Here is an 18122-nt window from a genome sequence, read left to right as displayed (position 1 = left end):
AACTACAGCTTTTCAACGGCCCAGGCGATGCCGCTGGCGTACTCTTCCGGGAGCAGGGGCACCAGCGCATTGAGTGCTGTTTTGAGCCGCCCGGCATCGCTGTCGGTCAGATTCAGATGACCCACTTTACGGCCCGGTCGCACCTCTTTGTCGTACCAGTGCAGATGCACCAGCGGCTGCTGCAGCCAGCTGAGATTCACATCGGTGCCGATCAGATTAACCATTACCGACGGCGCAAATACCATTGGCTGTGGCAATGCCAGACCAAGAATGGCGCGCAGATGCAGCTCAAACTGGCTGATCGACGCACCGTTCTGCGTCCAGTGACCACTGTTGTGCACGCGGGGCGCCAGCTCATTAATCAGCAGCCCATCAGGCGTAACGAAACACTCCATTGCCATTACGCCAACGTAATTCAGTGCCTGCATAATGGCGCTGAGCATCGATTCAGCCTGCTGCTGCTGAGCCTGGTCTGCCTGCGGAAACGCTACACTGGTGCGCAGAATGCCATCCTGATGCAGGTTATGCGTCAGCGGATAGAATACAACGGTGCCATCGTGACCGCGTGCGCCCACCAGTGAGACTTCACCGGAAAAGTTGATGCCCTGCTCAACGATACATTCGCCGTAACACGCTTCGGGTAGCTGATGCGTCTCATCAGCACGCAGACGCCACTGACCTCGCCCGTCGTAACCGCCGGTGCGGCTTTTCACGATGGCCAGTTCGCCCAGCGAGTCAAACACTGCCGGCCATTCGCTTTTATCGGCCAGCAACTGCCATGGCGCGGTGGCAAGCCCCAGCTGGTCCAGCAGCTGTTTCTGCGTCAGACGATCGGCCAGACGCGGAAAAATATCACGGTTAACAAAGGCCGGATGGCTCGCCAGTTCGCGCGTCAGCGCGGTCTCCGGCCAGCGTTCGATTTCGGCGGTGATCACACTGTCAGCGATGGGCAGGGAAGCAGGATCCGCCTCCAGACCCACCGGATAGACCGCGATCCCCAACGGTTCACCTGCCTGACGCAGCATACGACCCAGCTGGCCGTTGCCCAGTACGCAAACCGGCTTCATGCATCCACCCGCGGATCAGGATGGTTCAGCACCTCATCGGTCTGACTCTGACGCCAGGTCGTCAGGCGTGACGCCAGCCCACTGTCATGCAGTGCCAGAATCTGTGCGGCCAGCAGCGCGGCATTGGCTGCGCCTGCTTTGCCAATCGCCAGCGTTCCGACCGGAATGCCGCGCGGCATCTGCACAATTGAATAGAGGCTATCCACGCCGCTTAGTGCAGCGCTCTGCACCGGTACACCCAGCACTGGCACCAGAGTTTTTGCCGCCAGCATACCTGGCAGATGTGCTGCGCCACCTGCGCCAGCAATAATCACCTGAAAACCGTTATCGGCTGCCGTTTCGGCAAAGCTGAACAGTTTATCCGGGGTACGGTGCGCAGAGACTACTTCAACATGAAAAGGGACGTCCAGGCTGGTGAGGATCTCAGCGGCGAACTGCATGGTGGCCCAGTCACTTCTGGAACCCATAACAATGGCGATGCGGGCCGGGGCGTTGGATGACATGCGGTCAACTCCTGTGAATAGACAAACAGACCTGGCCGGGCGGACAGGTTTTGAAGGGCACCGAGAATAGCATGAGAAGCACGCAAGGAAAACGGTTGCGTCCCGCTAACGTCCGCGAATTAACCGCAGATTAGAAGTCGAAATCGATGAGCTGAATGCCGCTGGCGTCGAGCTGAATCATGGAACCCCGGCTGTGCCAGGCACCCAGCACCGCGCGTTCCGCCGTTTCACCCTGCAGGTTCAGCGTATGAATGGCGGGGCGATGGGTATGACCGTGGATCAACAGCGGCACCTGCTGGCGCAGCATAGCGGCAGTGACTGCCTCCTGGTTTACATCCATGATGGTCTGGGATTTGTGCTGGTTTGCCTGTTTACTGTCGGCGCGCATCCGGGCCGCAATGCGTTTGCGGATCCTCAACGGCAGCGCCAGGAACAGTCGCTGGATCCACGGATTGTGCACTTTGGCACGAAAGCGCAGATAACCCGCATCGTCGGTGCAGAGCGTATCACCGTGCATGATGAGCAGCCGATGGCCGTAGAGCGTCAGTACCTGCTCTTCCGGCAGCAGCGTCATGCCGCTTGCGCGCGCAAAGCGTCGGCCAATCAGGAAATCCCGATTGCCATGGATGAAGAAGACCGGAACCGGGAGGGCGCGCAGGGCGCGGGCAATCTGCTGATGCAGAGGATTGGGATCGTCGTCACCAATCCAGGCTTCGAACAGATCGCCGAGAATATAGAGCGCGTCGCAGTGGGGCGCTTCGCGCTGTAAAAAATGCAGAAAACCGGCGGTAATCGCCGGTTCTTCCTGACACAGATGGAGATCTGCGATAAACAGCGTGCGCGACATTACTCGCTGACGGTCACTTTCTGGATAACGACGTCATCTTTTGGCACATCCTGATGCATGCCGCTGCGGCCAGTAGAGACTGCTTTGATTTTCTCGACCACATCCATGCCTTCAACCACTTCAGCGAACACGCAGTAGCCCCAGCCCTGAACGCTTTCGTCACGGAAGTTCAGGAAGTCGTTGTCAGCTACGTTGATGAAGAACTGTGCGGTGGCAGAGTGCGGCGCAGAAGTACGTGCCATTGCCAGCGTACCTTTGGTGTTTTTCAGACCGTTGTTCGCTTCATTCTGAATTTCGGCTTTGGTTTCTTTCTGCTTCATGCCCGGCTCGAAGCCGCCGCCCTGAATCATAAAGCCGTTGATTACGCGGTGGAAAATGGTGTTGTCGTAAAAACCTTCACGGCAGTAATCCAGGAAGTTCTGTACGGTTGCCGGCGCTTTATCATCGAAAGTTTTGATTACGATATCGCCATGGTTCGTCTGGAAAGTTACCATTTTTGTCGTCCTGTAAAGGTTGTCATCAGTTGCTGAGGTCGCGGTGTCGATTGGCGTACCCCTTTTTGTCGACCGTTCTTATATCATAATTTCCAATGACGCGTCAGCAGCACGGCGCAGTTGGCTTGCTTTGCGTCGCGCGAGCGATAAAAATACGGCACAATGTCTGGATACTTAAAAGTGCCAACCACACGCGAAAACGGAACCGTTCAATGCTTAAGATTTATAACACCCTGAGTCGACAGAAAGAGGAATTCAAACCCATTCATGCCGGTAAAATCGGGATGTATGTTTGCGGCATCACGGTGTATGACCTCTGTCACATTGGTCATGGGCGGACGTTCGTGGCATTTGACGTCGTGGCGCGCTACCTGCGTTACCTCGGTTATCAGCTTAATTATGTCCGTAACATCACTGACATTGATGACAAAATCATCAAACGCGCCAACGAAAACGGCGAGAGTATCGAAACCCTGACCAATCGCATGATCGGCGAGATGCACAATGACTTCGCTGCGCTGGGGATCCTGCCGCCCGATGAGGAGCCGCGCGCGACCCGTCACATCGCTGAGATTATCGAGCTGGTGGAAAAGCTGATTGCTCGCGGTCACGCCTATGTAGCGGACAATGGCGACGTGATGTTCGATGTGCTCAGCGACACCGATTACGGCGCGCTGTCGCGTCAGGATCTGGAGCAACTGCAGGCGGGCGCACGCGTTGAAGTGGCCGATGTGAAGCGCAACCCGATGGATTTCGTGTTGTGGAAAATGTCCAAAGCGGATGAGCCAGCCTGGTCATCGCCGTGGGGCAACGGGCGTCCTGGCTGGCACATTGAGTGTTCTGCGATGAACTGCAAACAGCTGGGTACGCATTTTGATATCCACGGCGGCGGTTCAGACCTGATGTTCCCGCACCATGAAAACGAAATCGCTCAGTCGAGCTGCGCCCATGACGGCCCTTACGTCAATTACTGGATGCACTCCGGCATGGTGATGGTTGACCGCGAGAAGATGTCCAAATCACTCGGCAACTTCTTTACCGTGCGTGACGTGCTGCAACATTATGATGCGGAAACAGTGCGTTACTTCCTGATGTCCGGTCACTATCGCAGCCAGCTTAATTACGGCGAAGATAACCTGAATCAGGCGCGTGCGGCGCTGGAGCGTCTCTACACGGCGCTGCGCCACACCGACAGCAGCGTGCCTGCAAGCGGCGGCGACGCGTTTGAAGCGCGTTTCCGCAGCGCGATGGATGATGATTTCAACACCCCGGAAGCCTACTCGGTGCTGTTCGACATGGCGCGTGAAGTCAACCGTCTGAAAAGTGAAGATGGTGCTTCAGCACATGCGCTGGCGTCTAAACTGCGCGAAATGGCTAACGTGCTGGGTATCCTGCAGCAGGATCCTGAGCTGTTCCTGCAAAGCGGCGCGCAGGTGAATGACGAAGAAGTTGCCGAGATTGAGCATTGGGTGAAGGCTCGTGCCGATGCACGCGCTGCCAAAGCCTGGGCAGAAGCAGATATCGCGCGTGACAAACTTAACGCGCTGGGTGTCATCGTCGAAGATGGGCCACAAGGGTCCAGCTGGCGTCGAAAATAAACCGGAGAGGGCGAGCAATCGCCCTTTTTTATTATGGCGATTGAACAGATTCAGATCCGCGGCTTCCGCTCAATACGCAACCTGACGCTATCGCTTCAGCAGCTGAATGTGGTGAGCGGTCCCAACGGCTGCGGTAAATCCAACCTCTATAAAGCGGTGCGGTTGCTGCATGAGGCTGCCAGCGGTCGTCTGGCGCTGGCGCTGGCTGAAGAAGGCGGCATCCAGAAAGCGATGTGGGCCGGTGGTTTACGCCGGGGCGATCGCCGACACGATCCAAAGCGACTGGAGCTGGCGGTGGTGATGGATGATATGGATTACCAGCTGGAGATTGGTTTTCCCGAGCCACTGTCGACCAGCCTGTTCAATCTGGATCCGCTGTTGAAGCAGGAGCGGCTCTGGCTCAGCGGCCAGCGACGTCGTCCTTCTGCCTGCATCATGCAGCGCGAAAACCAGACCGCCTTTCTGCACAACGTTGAAGGTGAGCGCGTCGCCTATCCGGCAGTATTGCATCCGGAGGAGTCGCTGTTTGGTCAGCTTGGCGAACCCCATCTTTATCCGGAGCTTTCGCAACTGCGTGAACGTCTGCAGCAGTGGCGCTTCTACCACGAGTTCGCGGTCTGGCCCGGCTCACCGATTCGTGCGCCGCAGATTGGCGTGCGTGCGCCGGTGCTCGCTCACGATGGCCGCAATCTGGCGGCGGCCTGGGCGACCATCGTGGAGCGTGGTCATTCAGAACTGTTGTTTGAGGTTATGGCGCAGGCGTTTCCCGACTGCCAGTTTGACGTCGAGGTGCAGAACGGCCGTTTTCAGATGCTGATGTCCCGTCATGGCATTCTGCGTCCGCTGGAGAGCGCGGAGTTTTCTGATGGCACGCTGCGGTTTCTTTGTCTGGTTGTGGCGCTGCTCAGCCCGCGTCCACCCGCCTTTATGGCACTGAATGAACCGGAAAACAGTCTGCATGAGGATTTGTTGCCTGCGCTGGCGCGGTTAATCGCCGAAGCCAGCGAGTACAGTCAGCTCTGGATCACCAGCCATTCACCCCGACTTGCAACGCTGATTGCGCAGCATACGGCGGTGAATCATATTGCACTGGAGCAACGGGAAGGGGAGACGCGTGTGAAGGAGGATGAACCGCTCTAATAGCGTCCCCGCAGGGACGCTCCGGAATTACTCGACCACAGTGATGCGGAAACCGGCAAATTCCACGGTCTGACCGGCTACGATCTTGCAGCGCTTACGGGTTTCAACCGCGCCATTCACCTTCACTTCACCCTCGGCAATCACGACTTTCGCCTGTGCACCGCTCTGAACCCAGCCTTCCAGCTTTAACAGGTCACACAGATCGACATGCGGGAATTTACCCAGTGAAAAACTTGTCATTTAAAAAACCTCTTTATCATGAAACTCTTCGCACGCCTGCAGCGTGTTTTGAATCAATGTTGCTACTGTCATTGGACCCACACCGCCCGGCACCGGAGTAATGTAAGATGCGCGCGCTGATGCGCTGTCATAGTCAACGTCGCCTACGACTTTGCCGCTCTCCAGACGGTTAATGCCCACGTCGATAACTATGGCACCGGGTTTGATCCAGTCGCCCGGAATAAAGCCTGGCTTGCCCACAGCAACGACCAGCAGATCGGCGTGCTCAATGTGATGACGCAGATCTTTGGTAAAGCGATGGGTAACCGTTGTCGTACAGCCCGCGAGCAAGAGCTCCATGCTCATCGGACGACCAACGATGTTGGATGCCCCGACCACCACAGCGTTCAGGCCATAAGTGTCAATGTTGTAGCGCTCCAGCAGCGTGACGATACCGCGTGGCGTGCAGGGACGCAGGGTTGGTGCACGCTGACACAGGCGGCCGACGTTATAAGGGTGGAACCCATCGACATCTTTGTCAGGCGTAATCCGCTCCAGCACTTTCACGTTATCGATGCCCGCTGGCAGCGGCAGCTGTACCAGAATGCCATCGATTTCATCATCCTGATTGAGCTTATCGATCAGCTCCAGCAGCTCAGCCTCGCGGGTGGTGGCAGGCAGATCGTAAGAGCGGGAGTGGAAACCAACCTCTTCACAGGCGCGGCGTTTGCTGGCCACATAGATCTGCGAAGCCGGATTTTCACCCACCAGAACCACTGCCAGACCTGGGGCACGTTTTCCGGCCGCCAGACGCTGCTTCACTTTTTCCGCAACCTCAACGCGCACCTGCTGCGCAATCGTTTTACCGTCAATAATTTTTGCTGCCATCAGAGAGGAAATCCACTGTGTTGTGTTGAATCGGGGAAGGGCGCTATTTTGTCAGAAGCGTGGGCTGCTGTCAGTTACAGTTTCAGCCGTGTATGCGCTTTCCGATGTTTTCGTCGCGACGATGCCAGCCTGCATGCGTATGATATCTGCAGGACAATCCGGGGACGATGTAATGATTTGGATAATGCTTGCGACTCTGGCGGTGGTATTTGTTGCTGGATTTCAGCTGCTCACCGCGGGCTCACGCCACGCCGCCCAGCGGCTCAGCAAACGACTGCAGCTGCCACCGGTACAGGTGGAATCAATGATCTCTATGATGGGAAAAGAGGCCGCGAAAGAGTTTACCGACTATCTCAGCCACGATAATGAAACGCATCTGCATAATGGCGCAGCGGTACTGCTGATCTGGCAGGTGTTGATTGTTGATGGCAGCGAGGAGAACAGCCAGCGCTGGCATACGATTCTCAGTCGCGCCGGTTTTTCACCGCTTATCAGCCGCCAGCAGCTGCTACTCGCGCTGGGCTTTCTGCGCCAGCTGGAACCGGACAGTCAGGAACTGCACGCACTTCGTGAGCAATACAACGCGCGCTTCACATCACAAGGGATTGAGCTGGAAGGAGAATTGACCGGTAGCAGTAAACTCGTGTCGCTCAGCGAATGGCGCAGTCGTCACTGACGCCAATTGGTTATTCCCGCAGCACTTCGCTGCGGGGAAACGGCAAAAACGTTGACGTACCCGCTTCCCGACGTATAATCCGTGCCATCTCCATGCGCCCTTAGCTCAGTTGGATAGAGCACCGGCCTTCTAAGCCGTAGGTCACAGGTTCGAATCCTGTAGGGCGTACCAAATTCTCTCCTATTTTTTGCATACTGAGACTCTTTTTTCTCTATTGTCAGTTTGATACCTCAACATTTTACTCTTATTTATGTTTAAAAAACGAATTGCCCGCATTACTCGCATGGCTGTTTGGATAGGTTAGTATTTTTCTGTGCTTACGATCTGCTTATTGTGCATGCTGTTTTTTGCATATAGCATTTTAATATCATGCGCAATTGCATGGATATGATGTTCAGGCAGAGCCTTCTGAGGTGAGGAAACGTTGATACCAGTGCTGGCCAGGTAAGCAGGTTGGTTAGCATGTGTCTCGTTCACTGTGCTATATTTCGCACGTATCGCAACGTTATTCAGGATGAATCAGATGAACGAATTTGAGCAAGAACTCTATAATAACGGCTTCTCTGCTAAAGATATCGGTAAGCTCAAGAGCATCATTAAAAAAGACGAATCAAAAAAAGATACACTACAAAGCCTCGTTATTGATTTGAGTAAACGCTTCTGGGGCGGTGTCATTGCTCTTGTTATTTTGCTACTGATTGGACTGGATGGCATTTTCAATGCGGATGCTTCCAATGCCATTCCATATATTATTGTTCTGACGTTTGCATTTCTTGTGGTCTATTTTGTGACTCCTCTGAACCTCTCCTGGAAAGCTAACAGGTTTATCAGAAAAACCAGAGGTTAGTTTTGTGCAGGGCTATTTTGCATTTGGTATAGGTTCAAACCTACTCCAGCCCCCTTATAGGCTGCTCCAGCGCCTTTTAAGGCAAGTGCTGGTTTACTCATAACCTGAACCTTGCGGTAATAGTCTGTTGGCAGATATTTGTATAGCCGCCATGCTTCTGGCTTTAAAGTCAGTTTGAAAATGCCATAGTATGATGTTGTCAAATCAACTACCTGATAGGCTAACAAGCCGAGTCGCTTATCAAAACCAAAAAAATCTGCAACATCTTCATATTTATCTCTTATTGGGTTCGATGGGTGAGGCACACCGCTGAGTTTTCCTATGCTCTCAATCCCTGATCCCACTCCATTCATCACCAGGGTCGAACCCGCTACAACACCTAAAATATTACCTGTAGTGACAGAACCTACAATCAGACCGACACCAGCCACGATTTGCAAGCCACTTAACACCACGCCGATCCCATTGATGACATATCCAATGACCTTTTCATGGTCATGATAAAACTGCACGGAAGACGATACGACAGCTTCACCGGTCCTAAGCATTCTGTCCTGAATCTTGAGATGCTGACTTTCCTGCTTAAGATTCTGAATGCACTCCTGACACTGATCGTCAGAATTTGAAGTACGAATGGTATGGATCTGTAAACGAGCGAACTCGCGCACCTCATCCTGGAATTTCAGTTTTACAAGAGCATCCTTGAGGTGAAATTGAGAAAGTGAAGTAGCTATGTTAACTAAATGATTAGCTTCAAGATTTGCCATCGTCAGAAAGTAGTTTGAGAGTCTTTTTGTGTCCCAGTAGTTGTCCATAACAGTACCTCTGTAAAAACGTGGTCTCACTAAACGTGATTTTCAGATCCTAAAATAGCTGGAGTTGTATGGGATCACAAATTGAGGTGTGCAAGTTTTGCAATGCTGAGCAATTTATCGATGATTGACCTGCTGACCTGCTGACCTGCTGACCTGCTGACCTGCTGACCTGCTGACCTGCTGACCTGCTGACCTGCTGACCTGCTGACCTGCTGACCTGCTGACCATGAATAGTGATGTATTCATAAGTCACTGGAGAAGATCCTTTGAAGAAGTATTTTTCCTGCACACCAATCTTCAGTATTCTCCGCGAGACAGAAGCCGGTGTTTTGGCCCGGGAGCTCTGCCACAGGCTGTATACCGGAAGTCTCATCAGTTGCTAACCGTACTCAGGATTTCGGTCAACACACCATCAATATGTAGCCTGCATAAATTTATAAGGCAGAAGCTATTATAATCAGGGGTTAAAACTATTTTTTAAAATATACGAATATTTTTTAACGTGATTTTGTTCATTTTTATTCAGGAGCTGGCTGTAAAAATAACATATTCTTTTCATGTTGTATGATTTTCAATTCTTTGTTGCTGGTCATTTTTTCTGTGTAATCTGATTATACATGCTCGAAAGCTGTTCTTCAGTGAGTGATGCGCCAACCTTTATTTAACATTAATTTAAAGTTGGTTCATTTTTGATTGTGTCTTTGTTTAAGGTTCCTGAACTTAAAGGTGGTGTCAGGAAAAAAATTTAGTTACATTAGTTTCGCATTAACGAGATGATGAATGAAATTACATAATATGGATCCGGCTGGTAATAATGATTTTTTGGGTGGATGGCTGGTTTTTTATTAGGGCGTTTAAAGGAAGGTAATAAGCAGGTGATTTTTTTAATTATTCCTTTTATTCTTGCTCGCAGTGTGAAATTGCTTCGCTTAATACGATAGGTGAAGGTTTTGACGTTAACATGCTTTTTCAGGGCGAAGTGAGCTATTAAAGTTATCTGTTTAATTTTATCCTCTGGCTTGCGGGCATGATAAATGTCAGAGAACTAATACATGCTGGGACACCCACTGCAGTGGAACCAAATGTCCTCTTCAGGAATCTGATCATGTTAATAAACCAGAGCAAAGTGACAGCGAGGATTATGAACGTCAACACTGAGCGTGGGTAAAATTCAAAAGCGAGGTTAATACGCCGAATTCAACTTATTTGAGATGTCACCAAATTCCATTGTCTTTTCTATGGGGCTGTTTTTAGCTTGCTACCGATTTTGCTGGTGAACTGAGCGGATTTTTTAAATATTAAAAATCTAATTTTCTCTTGAGATCTTAATGTCTGTGAGTTTAATTCATGTCAGAAACCCAAAGTAAACTGGGCAAGGCCCGGCCGCCACGCGTGCATATTACCTATGACGTTGAAGTTGGTGGCGCGGAAACCCAGAAAGAGTTGCCACTGGTTATTGGTGTGATGGGCGAATTTTCGGATGAAAAAAAGCCCCTTCGTGAGCGACGCTTTGTTCAGATTGATAAAGACAATTTTAATGAAGTGATGCAGGGCATGAAGCCTGAAATCGAAATGCTGGTTGATAATGAACTGAATAATGACGATGGAAAGCTGTCGGTCGCACTGCGTTTCAATTCTATTGAGGATTTCGCTCCTGAAAATATAGCTCTACAGGTGGAGCCTCTGAAAAAACTACTTGAGCTGCGGGAGCAACTGAGTGATTTACGCAACCGTACAGCCAGTAATGATCGCCTGAAAGAACAACTGGCGGAACTGCTGGCCAATCAGCCTTCAGAAACGAAAGTTGATAATGTGGGAGAAGAGGCAGAATGAGTGCTGAGGAAATGCAGGCTGCAGTCACAGAGGCGGTCAGTGCCGATTACCTTGATCAGATAATTGACAATACCCAGGCTATCAGGCGTGAGTCTGATCGCAGCAAGCTGAGGTCTCAGCTTGACAGTTTCCTCAGTGAGGTGGCAACAGGCGCTGTTGTTGTAAGTAATGACCTGGTGGGTAGCATTGAGGAGCGCATCACAGTCATTGATGCCCTTCTTTCGGCGCAGATCAGCAAAATCATGCAGGCGCCAGCGTTTCAGAAAATGGAATCTTCGTGGCGGGGTCTGCAGAAGCTGGTTCAGAGCAGCGTTACGGAAAACACGAAAGTCCGGGTGTTGAATTGTACCAAAAAAGAGCTGATCCGCGATTTTAAATCTGCCTCTGATTTTGACCAGTCAGTCCTGTTCAAAAGCGTCTATGAGAGCGAATACGGCACTTTTGGTGGAGAGCCGTACTCCGCATTTGTGGGCGATTTTGAATTCGACGCCATGCCGGAAGATTTATATCTGCTGGAGCAGATTTCTCATGTTGCGGCGGCGGCTCATGCCCCTTTACTCACGGCAGCGGATGCCGGCATGTTTGGTATGAATAACTTTCAGGAGATGCCGCGTCCCCGGGATCTCGGCAAGCTTTTTGACACGTCAGACTATATCCGCTGGCGTTCTTTCCGACAGAGCGACGACGCCCGCTACGTTGGACTCACACTTCCCCGGGTTATAGGTCGCCTGCCTTATGGTGCCAAAACAACACCAGTAGAGATGTTCAATTTCGAAGAGAAAATCGACGAGAGCCGTGAGGGAGCCAGCTATCTGTGGATCAATGCCGCCTATGAACTGGCCGGCCGAATGATTTCTGCTTTTGAAGATCATGGATGGTGTGCGGCTATTCGCGGTGTTGAAGGTGGTGGTCTGGTGAAGTCGATGCCGGTGTATAACTACATTTCGCATACCGGCGAGAAGGTATTGCAGTGTCCAACGGAAGTGGCTATCTCCGACCGCCGTGAAAAAGAGTTAGCAGACCTCGGGTTCATTCCTCTGGTGTACTGCAAAGGAACGGATTATGCCGCCTTTTTCGCTGTGCAGTCGGCAAATAAACCGCGGAAATATGACTCCAACCTTGCAAACGCGAATGCGCGGTTATCAAACCAGCTGCAGTACATTATGACCACATCAAGGTTTGCTCATTACCTTAAATCGATTGTGCGGGATAAAGTCGGCAGTTTTATGTCCAGAACAGAATGTCAGAACTTCCTGCAAAACTGGATTAATCAATATGTGGTGGGCTCTGACAATGTCGGCCTGCATATTAAGGCCAGCCATCCGCTGCGCGAAGCCCGGATTGAGGTAGTGGATGTCCCGGGATGTCCCGGAAGCTATCGTGCCGTGGCCTATCTGAGGCCTCACTTCCAGCTTGAGGGACTGACGATGTCGCTTCGGCTTGTGGCTGAATTACCTGCATCGGCAGGCTGATAAAAAACGTATTATAACCAGGAGAAGATATGTCCAGTGCAAGTAATCTATTTATGCAAATCGACGGTGTAAAAGGAATTGTAACTGATAAACAGTATAAACAGTGGATTGCTATCGGTCATGCATCAATGGGCGTGCATAGCCAGGCCAGTATTGATAATGGCAGTGGGCAACTGAATAGCAGCGGCGTGCATTTTGAAGATATTTCTATTGCGAAGGCGCTGGATGCCACATCAACCCAACTGGTTGATATGGTTGCGCAGGGAACCAACGTTAAAAAAGTGATTATTGCGCTGAACGTCAAAACTGACAATAAAGATAATGAAATTTGCCGCTGGGAATTTGAGAATTGCATTTTTACCAGCCATAACATCAGCCTGCATAATTCAAACGGTATACCTGATGAGCAGCTTGCCATGGTATTTGGCTCGGTTAAGTTCCAGACCAGTATGATTACGTCTGAAGGTTCAACCAGTAAACAGGGTCCTGTTGGCTGGAATCAAGTCACTAATACCAAACTTTAAGTTAAGCGGCAGCGCGCTTTATAGCGTGCTGCTTATGGGAACATTATGCTTTTACAGCTGCTGTCTGATGATAATCCTGTCGCCCAGGATGAAATCCCGGAAATTATTTCGGATGACGGGGTGCTCGCAGCGGAGCTATTGATGCTGCTCTCATCCAGGCCTCGGCACTACCACGTTTCAGACATGCCTGAAATATGTCAGTCGGTCATTAACTACGGTATCAGCGATGTGTTTCCGGGAGGGATATCCAGAAGTGATAGAAATATTATTCTTGAATCCCGCATTTTACGTGCGCTTCAGCTTTTCGAACCGCGTTTAAAAGACGTCATGGTGTCCGCCGGAAACGAAAGTTATGGATGCAGTTCCTTTATTATTGAGGCTGAAAAAAATAATGCTCCCATCCGTTTTTATCTGGAATGGGATGACGTCCTCAGCCATTTCTCATTACGTTAACAGTGGTTTCTGACATGCTGTCAAAGAAGTTGCTTTCTTATTATCAGAATGAGTTGAGCTATCTCAGAAAATACGGAAAACGGTTTTCCCGTCATTTTCCGAAGGTTGCCCGACGTCTTGGCATGTCAGATGGACTGTCCGAGGATCCGCACGTTGAGCGGATCATCGAGTCTTTTGCACTTGTTACTGCGCAAATTCAGCAGCGTCTGGATGAGGATATGCCTGAAGTAACCGAAGCTCTGCTGACCGTTCTGGCTCCTCAGTTTCTCCGGCCGTACCCGTCGGTATGTATTGTACAGATGCAGCCTGACAAAAGAATCAGCGGACTGACCACTGGCTGTGAGGTTGAGGCCGGGACAATGCTCTATACCCGACAATCAGAGGAGCATGTCTGCCATTTCAGGACGCTTTACCCGGTCATTATGGAGCCCATGACGCTTGAGGAAACAAGTCTCAGGTTTGATAACAGCACTCTGCGCTGGCAACTGGAATTACGGCTTCAGGTCTGGCCGGGAGCAATCCTGAATTCACCCTCACTGCGCTTTTATCTTAATGGCAGCAGTATGGCAGTGAATATACTTTACACACTGATAAATGATGAGATTGAAGCCTTTTCACTGGTTTGCGGAGAAAAGCATTATTTACTTTCTGAATCTGATATTCAGGTCGTGGGATTTAACCGTGCAGAGAGTATTCTCGAATGCGATCCCCGTATATCACCGGTCTATGCTCTGCTTCAGGATTATTTTTATTTCCCTCAGAAGTTCCATTTTATTGATTTCAGCCTGCCCGCAGGACTCACTGTGACATCGAATGAGGTCATGTTGTTCAGGCTGCGTTTTCGCCAGTGCGCGATGGTTGCAATGCTGGATAAAATTGCTTGCTCGGTTGACCGACATTTTTTCCGGCTGCACTGTACGCCGGCAGTAAACCTTTTTCCAATGCGCGCTGAACCTCTGGTTCCGCACGATGATACTGCGGAATATCCTGTGAGACCCGATGTCGGTCATGGTGATGCTATAGGAATATGGTCAGTGAACAGCGTTTGTGCCACGCACAAAACGGGTAATGAAATCAGCACAAGGGATATCGCGCCGCTGTTTGGTCTGTCGCATTCCGTTACAGGGGGAGAGCAGGGGACATACTGGCAGTGTATGCAGCGTGAAACCGTTGATGAAAGTGGCCCTGCAAACCGCCTGTTTATTGCTTTTTCCGACCGCGGTGAAAAGCCTCTGACGCCGAAGAATGACTTGATTAATATAGAACTGACCTGCTATGACCGGGATATACCCTCCAGCATACGCAATGGTAATCCTGAAGGGGATTTCGAGTCGGATCTGGCAGTAGCGGGAGTGACCATTACGGCACTCACGCGGCCCACGCGAACCGTCTCTCAGCCGGTAAAACAGGCTTCACGCTGGCGGCTCATCTCGCATTTATCCCTCAATCATATGCTCATCAGCGGCGATAACGGGGTTCAGGTCCTTAAAGAAACATTTGCGCTATATAACATTAATGATAATCCCGCTATTCAGCAGCTGATCGGATTAATCAGACATGTCGTTGTAACACCTGTGACCGCTCGTCTGGTGAGCAACGATCCCCTGTCAATGGCGCGTGGGGTTGAGATCTGTGTGACTTTCCAAAGTTCCGCCGCAGAAGAACCTGAGTATTTTCTATTCTGTCGTTTTATTGAGCACTTTCTTTCGCTTTATGCACCAGTAAACAGCTTTTCACAGGTCGTAACCTGCATCGAATTTCATCAGGAAAGCCGGCGAGTGTGGCCTGTGCGGAGCGGGAGGCTGTCGTGGATTTAAGTACGATTTTCAGCCGATATAACTTTTTCCAGCAGGTTCGCCTGATGTTGCGGCGCCTGAAGGAACGACCTGAGAGTAACGGAACAAAATCGCTGACCAGTGATATCAGTTTTGTATCGCCTCTTTCACTTGACGCTCCAGCAGGCGAAGTGGGTCAAATTATCAGAACGGAAGAGGGAGTATGGCAGGTTGAGGTTCTGATGTATGGAATGACGGGTGCTCTGGGAGCACTACCCACGACGTATACAGAATGGATGCTGGAGCGCTATTACCGATACGGTGATAAAACGGCGAAAGCATTTATTGATATCTTTAATAACAGATTGCATGCCCTGCGTTATCTGGCCTGGCTTAAATATCACTATTACGCCTCGTATGAGTTGAACAGTCAACGCCCTCTCAGCGAGGCGTTGCTGGGGCTGGCTGGCGTCATGCAGTCTGCTCCTGCGCTTCAGAATGAAGCCTTCGCAGGTCTTTTTATGCACCCTGTGCGGTCAGCCCTGAACCTTGAAACATGGCTGGAAAACCTTTTTTCCGTTCCCGCCCGAGTGCGTTCTTTCACCGGAGGATGGCTGAAGGTTCCTTCTGAGCAGTGTTGTCATCTTGGTCATGTCAGGCTGACTCTGGGACAGGCCCCTATGCTGGGTCAGATGCGCAGAGACAGGGCTTCCGGCTTTACAGTGGAATTGGGCCCGTTGCCATTAAGTCATGCGCCACAATATCTGCCTGGCGGAAAATTCTATGCCGACCTGTTAAAACGCATTCGCGAATATGTTGGTCCCGGACTGGCATTCTCGGTCGAAATAATTACAAAACATGATCGCCACGGCGTCCCGGGGGGATGTCTCGGTGTGGATCTTTGTCTCGGGCAGCCCGGACCAGGTTTTCATCGTGTTTATTTACCCGTGTGCCGTGAACAGGAATAAATAAATGTTATCAGGTCAGGAAAATCGCTTTATCCGTTTTGTCGGACAGTCTGCATCGTCTCTGGTTCTGTTGTCCCTGGAAGGTAAAGAACAGTTGTCTGCGCCGTACGACTTCACAATCCGCTTTCGTTCAACACTGACATCGTCAGAAACGGCGAGTTTGCTGGGTGAGGAACTTGCCTGCCATGTTGGTTCAGGACAGCGCTCGCGTTATGTGCAGGGGGTCGTAACAGAAATGGAAGAAGAAAGCGATGACAGGGGGATCTGTACCTGGCACGCACGGTTACAGCCTCGCCTGGCTCTGCTGAAAATGGGCCGTAATCTGTCCGTATATCAGAATATAACGGTACCCGACCTGGTGTGTCGTTTGTTACGCGGGAATAACATCACCGATATTGACCTGCGGTTACATGGCAGTTATGCACCGCATGAATACTGTATTCAATACCGTGAATCGGACTTTGATTTTATCAGCCGACTTCTTGAGCAGGAAGGAATTTACTATTTCTTCTGCCAGACCAAAGATCGACATACGCTTGTCCTGGCCGATCATCCATCCGGTCACTACCGTGCAATAACACCTGAGCTGGCCTATCAGCCTGAAGCGGGAAAGGGTGAGGATGGCGGCATTTCGAGCTGGTCATCCCGTGTAAGTCTGGCAGTGTCTTCTGTTCATTATAAAGCGTTCAGTTTCGAACAGGCGGCTACCGCAGAGGGCGAATGTCTGTGTAATAACCTGGAATACAGTGCTCAGGGGATCAGTTTCGTTGATGCGTATGACCTGAGTGACCGGGAGACGCTGCAAAGCGCTGCACGGCTGAAAATGGAGCAGCTTGAAGCGCAGACCCGCTATGCGCATGCCCGCATTCAGGCATGGTGGCTAAGTTGCGGCGAGACGTTCTGTCTCACGTCGCTGCCTGATCAGGCAGGCGAATATATTATGCATTCCCTGACATTTCAGGCTGTCAGCAACCTGGATGATGGTTTACCCGATTTTAAGTGTAACGCGTCAGTTTTTGATACCGCCAGAGTGTGGCGGCCTGAGTGTGTCACGCCCGTACCTGACATACCCGGAGTACTTACGGCGACTGTGGTCGGTCCTGCCTCTGAAGATGTGCATACGGATGAGTACGGCCGCATAAAAATACAGTTCCCCTGGGACAGCGAAAATAAGAATGATGACAGCAGTTCCTGCTGGGTCAGGGTATCTCAGCCCTGGAGCGGCGCGCGCTTCGGTGCCATGTTCATCCCCCGCATCGGCAGTGAGGTGGTGGTTAGTTTCCTGCTCGGCAATCCTGACAATCCGCTTGTTACCGGCACCGTCTCCAACGGCAGGAACCTTCCTTTGCTTAACCTGCCCGGTGAGAAAGAACAGGCGGGATTTGTATCAAGAAGTTCTCTCAATGGTTCAGTGGAAGAGGGGCATCAGCTCCGTTTTGACGACAAAAAAGGAGAAGAAAAGCTAACTCTCGTCGCCCAAAAAGATATGGATGTGGTGGTCAAAAATAATCTGACGACGGCCGTTACTTCTGCGGTTAAAGAGACCATCGGCTCTGATCGCTCCACGGAAATCACCAAAGGAAACGATGCGCTCATTCTGCATCAGGGAAATTGTAACCTGACCCTGGAACAGGGAGATTTTAACACCCTCCTTCAACAGGGAAACATGGCGCTGGGTCTGCAGCAGGGGAATTACAGCCTGAAAATTAATGGTCACCTGCAGCAAAATCTGAAAGACGGAAGCCATTCACTCAGCATATCCGGGGGAGGCAGCACAATAAAGGCAGATAAGCGCTGTGTTATCGAGTCAACCCAGGCGGTTGAGCTGAAAGTGGGCAGCAGCAAAATCTCCATTACCCCGGCCGGAATAACGCTGAGCGGCACCACCATCAAAATTGAAGGGACAGCCACGGCAGAACTGGGTGGTGCAATGGTCACGATCAAAGGAAGCGGCATGACCCAGGTCAAAGGTGGCGTGGTCATGATTGGCTGAGGATGACAAA

At 51.1% G+C, this 18122-nt stretch carries 19 protein-coding genes and 1 tRNA gene; 12 read left to right on the top strand and 8 right to left on the bottom strand.

What is annotated here, in order from left to right:
• Positions 1-2: 2 nt before the first annotated feature.
• The 4 genes from purK to ppiB all read right to left on the bottom strand — a co-directional run bounded on the left by purK (position 3) and on the right by ppiB (position 2911).
• Positions 3-1067, bottom strand: a complete 1065-nt coding sequence (gene purK, locus IAI47_RS14355) for a 5-(carboxyamino)imidazole ribonucleotide synthase (RefSeq protein ID WP_008924927.1) — start codon at positions 1065-1067, stop codon at positions 3-5.
• Complete coding sequence (purE, locus tag IAI47_RS14350; RefSeq protein ID WP_003849444.1) at positions 1064-1570, bottom strand: 5-(carboxyamino)imidazole ribonucleotide mutase; 507 nt, start codon at positions 1568-1570, stop codon at positions 1064-1066. Before purE ends, purK begins: the two co-directional genes overlap by 4 nt.
• 130 nt (positions 1571-1700) lie before the next feature.
• Complete coding sequence (gene lpxH / locus IAI47_RS14345) at positions 1701-2417, bottom strand: UDP-2,3-diacylglucosamine diphosphatase (protein ID WP_003849446.1); 717 nt, start codon at positions 2415-2417, stop codon at positions 1701-1703.
• Positions 2417-2911, bottom strand: a complete 495-nt coding sequence (gene ppiB / locus IAI47_RS14340; RefSeq protein ID WP_003849447.1) for a peptidylprolyl isomerase B — start codon at positions 2909-2911, stop codon at positions 2417-2419. The genes lpxH and ppiB overlap by 1 nt, the downstream gene beginning before the upstream one ends.
• Before the next feature lie 212 nt (positions 2912-3123).
• On the opposite strand from ppiB, the gene cysS reads away from it, so the two are divergent.
• Positions 3124-4509 (top strand): cysteine--tRNA ligase, encoded by a 1386-nt coding sequence (cysS, locus tag IAI47_RS14335; RefSeq protein WP_008924928.1) that lies wholly within the window; start codon positions 3124-3126, stop codon positions 4507-4509.
• A gap of 33 nt (positions 4510-4542) precedes the next feature.
• Entirely contained in the window at positions 4543-5649 is a 1107-nt protein-coding gene (locus IAI47_RS14330) for an AAA family ATPase (RefSeq protein ID WP_008924929.1), read from the top strand.
• 27 nt (positions 5650-5676) lie between these two features.
• Here the strand turns inward: IAI47_RS14330 and ybcJ are convergent, their stop codons facing one another.
• Complete coding sequence (gene ybcJ, locus IAI47_RS14325; RefSeq protein WP_003849455.1) at positions 5677-5889, bottom strand: ribosome-associated protein YbcJ; 213 nt, start codon at positions 5887-5889, stop codon at positions 5677-5679.
• Positions 5890-6756, bottom strand: coding sequence for a bifunctional methylenetetrahydrofolate dehydrogenase/methenyltetrahydrofolate cyclohydrolase FolD (gene folD / locus IAI47_RS14320; RefSeq protein ID WP_003849457.1), 867 nt, complete (start codon positions 6754-6756; stop codon positions 5890-5892).
• Between the two features lie 172 nt (positions 6757-6928).
• On the opposite strand from folD, the gene IAI47_RS14315 reads away from it, so the two are divergent.
• The 3 genes from IAI47_RS14315 to IAI47_RS14305 all read left to right on the top strand — a co-directional run bounded on the left by IAI47_RS14315 (position 6929) and on the right by IAI47_RS14305 (position 8279).
• Positions 6929-7432 (top strand): DUF1198 family protein, encoded by a 504-nt coding sequence (locus IAI47_RS14315; RefSeq protein ID WP_008924930.1) that lies wholly within the window; start codon positions 6929-6931, stop codon positions 7430-7432.
• A 94-nt stretch (positions 7433-7526) separates the two neighbouring features.
• A tRNA-Arg gene (locus IAI47_RS14310) sits at positions 7527-7603 on the top strand.
• A gap of 352 nt (positions 7604-7955) precedes the next feature.
• Positions 7956-8279 (top strand): hypothetical protein, encoded by a 324-nt coding sequence (locus tag IAI47_RS14305; RefSeq protein ID WP_008924965.1) that lies wholly within the window; start codon positions 7956-7958, stop codon positions 8277-8279.
• Here IAI47_RS14305 and IAI47_RS14300 read toward each other — a convergent pair.
• Both IAI47_RS14300 and IAI47_RS22195 read right to left on the bottom strand, forming a co-directional pair.
• On the bottom strand, positions 8276-9094 hold the full coding sequence (locus IAI47_RS14300) for a DUF4225 domain-containing protein (RefSeq protein ID WP_008924966.1): 819 nt from the start codon (positions 9092-9094) through the stop codon (positions 8276-8278). The genes IAI47_RS14305 and IAI47_RS14300 overlap by 4 nt on opposite strands.
• A gap of 754 nt (positions 9095-9848) precedes the next feature.
• Positions 9849-10067, bottom strand: coding sequence for an IS1 family transposase (locus IAI47_RS22195; RefSeq protein WP_220486796.1), 219 nt, complete (start codon positions 10065-10067; stop codon positions 9849-9851).
• A gap of 374 nt (positions 10068-10441) precedes the next feature.
• On the opposite strand from IAI47_RS22195, the gene tssB reads away from it, so the two are divergent.
• The 7 genes from tssB to IAI47_RS14260 are packed head-to-tail and all read left to right on the top strand — an operon-like array spanning position 10442 to position 18112.
• A complete protein-coding gene (tssB, locus tag IAI47_RS14290; protein WP_003854105.1) occupies positions 10442-10927 on the top strand; it encodes a type VI secretion system contractile sheath small subunit in 486 nt (161 codons plus the stop codon).
• Complete coding sequence (tssC, locus tag IAI47_RS14285; RefSeq protein ID WP_187961147.1) at positions 10924-12399, top strand: type VI secretion system contractile sheath large subunit; 1476 nt, start codon at positions 10924-10926, stop codon at positions 12397-12399. Before tssB ends, tssC begins: the two co-directional genes overlap by 4 nt.
• Before the next feature lie 29 nt (positions 12400-12428).
• Positions 12429-12923, top strand: coding sequence for a type VI secretion system tube protein Hcp (locus tag IAI47_RS14280; protein WP_008924967.1), 495 nt, complete (start codon positions 12429-12431; stop codon positions 12921-12923).
• A 45-nt stretch (positions 12924-12968) separates the two neighbouring features.
• The gene (locus IAI47_RS14275; protein WP_003854098.1) at positions 12969-13376 is read left to right on the top strand and encodes a GPW/gp25 family protein; all 408 of its coding nucleotides are present in this window, start codon (positions 12969-12971) and stop codon (positions 13374-13376) included.
• A gap of 14 nt (positions 13377-13390) precedes the next feature.
• On the top strand, positions 13391-15193 hold the full coding sequence (gene tssF, locus IAI47_RS14270) for a type VI secretion system baseplate subunit TssF (RefSeq protein ID WP_008924968.1): 1803 nt from the start codon (positions 13391-13393) through the stop codon (positions 15191-15193).
• Complete coding sequence (gene tssG / locus IAI47_RS14265; protein WP_008924969.1) at positions 15184-16119, top strand: type VI secretion system baseplate subunit TssG; 936 nt, start codon at positions 15184-15186, stop codon at positions 16117-16119. Before tssF ends, tssG begins: the two co-directional genes overlap by 10 nt.
• A gap of 4 nt (positions 16120-16123) precedes the next feature.
• Complete coding sequence (locus IAI47_RS14260) at positions 16124-18112, top strand: type VI secretion system Vgr family protein (RefSeq protein WP_008924970.1); 1989 nt, start codon at positions 16124-16126, stop codon at positions 18110-18112.
• Positions 18113-18122: the final 10 nt, after the last annotated feature.

Source organism: Pantoea sp. MT58 (assembly GCF_014495885.1).
GTDB lineage: Bacteria > Pseudomonadota > Gammaproteobacteria > Enterobacterales > Enterobacteriaceae > Pantoea > Pantoea eucalypti.
The sequence above is the reverse complement of the archived record's forward strand: the minus strand, read 5'-3'. Positions and strand labels throughout refer to the sequence as shown.

What these genes read in the sequence shown, in the direction of transcription:
- ppiB (WP_003849447.1), bottom strand. Translation starts at nt 2,911, where the DNA reads ATGGTAACTTTCCAGACGAACCATGGCGATATCGTAATCAAAACTTTC.
- IAI47_RS14280 (WP_008924967.1), top strand. Translation starts at nt 12,429, where the DNA reads ATGTCCAGTGCAAGTAATCTATTTATGCAAATCGACGGTGTAAAAGGA.
- lpxH (WP_003849446.1), bottom strand. Translation starts at nt 2,417, where the DNA reads ATGTCGCGCACGCTGTTTATCGCAGATCTCCATCTGTGTCAGGAAGAA.
- folD (WP_003849457.1), bottom strand. Translation starts at nt 6,756, where the DNA reads ATGGCAGCAAAAATTATTGACGGTAAAACGATTGCGCAGCAGGTGCGC.
- tssF (WP_008924968.1), top strand. Translation starts at nt 13,391, where the DNA reads ATGCTGTCAAAGAAGTTGCTTTCTTATTATCAGAATGAGTTGAGCTAT.
- IAI47_RS14315 (WP_008924930.1), top strand. Translation starts at nt 6,929, where the DNA reads ATGATTTGGATAATGCTTGCGACTCTGGCGGTGGTATTTGTTGCTGGA.
- IAI47_RS14275 (WP_003854098.1), top strand. Translation starts at nt 12,969, where the DNA reads ATGCTTTTACAGCTGCTGTCTGATGATAATCCTGTCGCCCAGGATGAA.
- IAI47_RS14330 (WP_008924929.1), top strand. Translation starts at nt 4,543, where the DNA reads ATGGCGATTGAACAGATTCAGATCCGCGGCTTCCGCTCAATACGCAAC.
- cysS (WP_008924928.1), top strand. Translation starts at nt 3,124, where the DNA reads ATGCTTAAGATTTATAACACCCTGAGTCGACAGAAAGAGGAATTCAAA.
- purK (WP_008924927.1), bottom strand. Translation starts at nt 1,067, where the DNA reads ATGAAGCCGGTTTGCGTACTGGGCAACGGCCAGCTGGGTCGTATGCTG.
- tssC (WP_187961147.1), top strand. Translation starts at nt 10,924, where the DNA reads ATGAGTGCTGAGGAAATGCAGGCTGCAGTCACAGAGGCGGTCAGTGCC.
- IAI47_RS14260 (WP_008924970.1), top strand. Translation starts at nt 16,124, where the DNA reads ATGTTATCAGGTCAGGAAAATCGCTTTATCCGTTTTGTCGGACAGTCT.
- tssB (WP_003854105.1), top strand. Translation starts at nt 10,442, where the DNA reads ATGTCAGAAACCCAAAGTAAACTGGGCAAGGCCCGGCCGCCACGCGTG.
- purE (WP_003849444.1), bottom strand. Translation starts at nt 1,570, where the DNA reads ATGTCATCCAACGCCCCGGCCCGCATCGCCATTGTTATGGGTTCCAGA.
- ybcJ (WP_003849455.1), bottom strand. Translation starts at nt 5,889, where the DNA reads ATGACAAGTTTTTCACTGGGTAAATTCCCGCATGTCGATCTGTGTGAC.
- IAI47_RS14305 (WP_008924965.1), top strand. Translation starts at nt 7,956, where the DNA reads ATGAACGAATTTGAGCAAGAACTCTATAATAACGGCTTCTCTGCTAAA.
- IAI47_RS14300 (WP_008924966.1), bottom strand. Translation starts at nt 9,094, where the DNA reads ATGGACAACTACTGGGACACAAAAAGACTCTCAAACTACTTTCTGACG.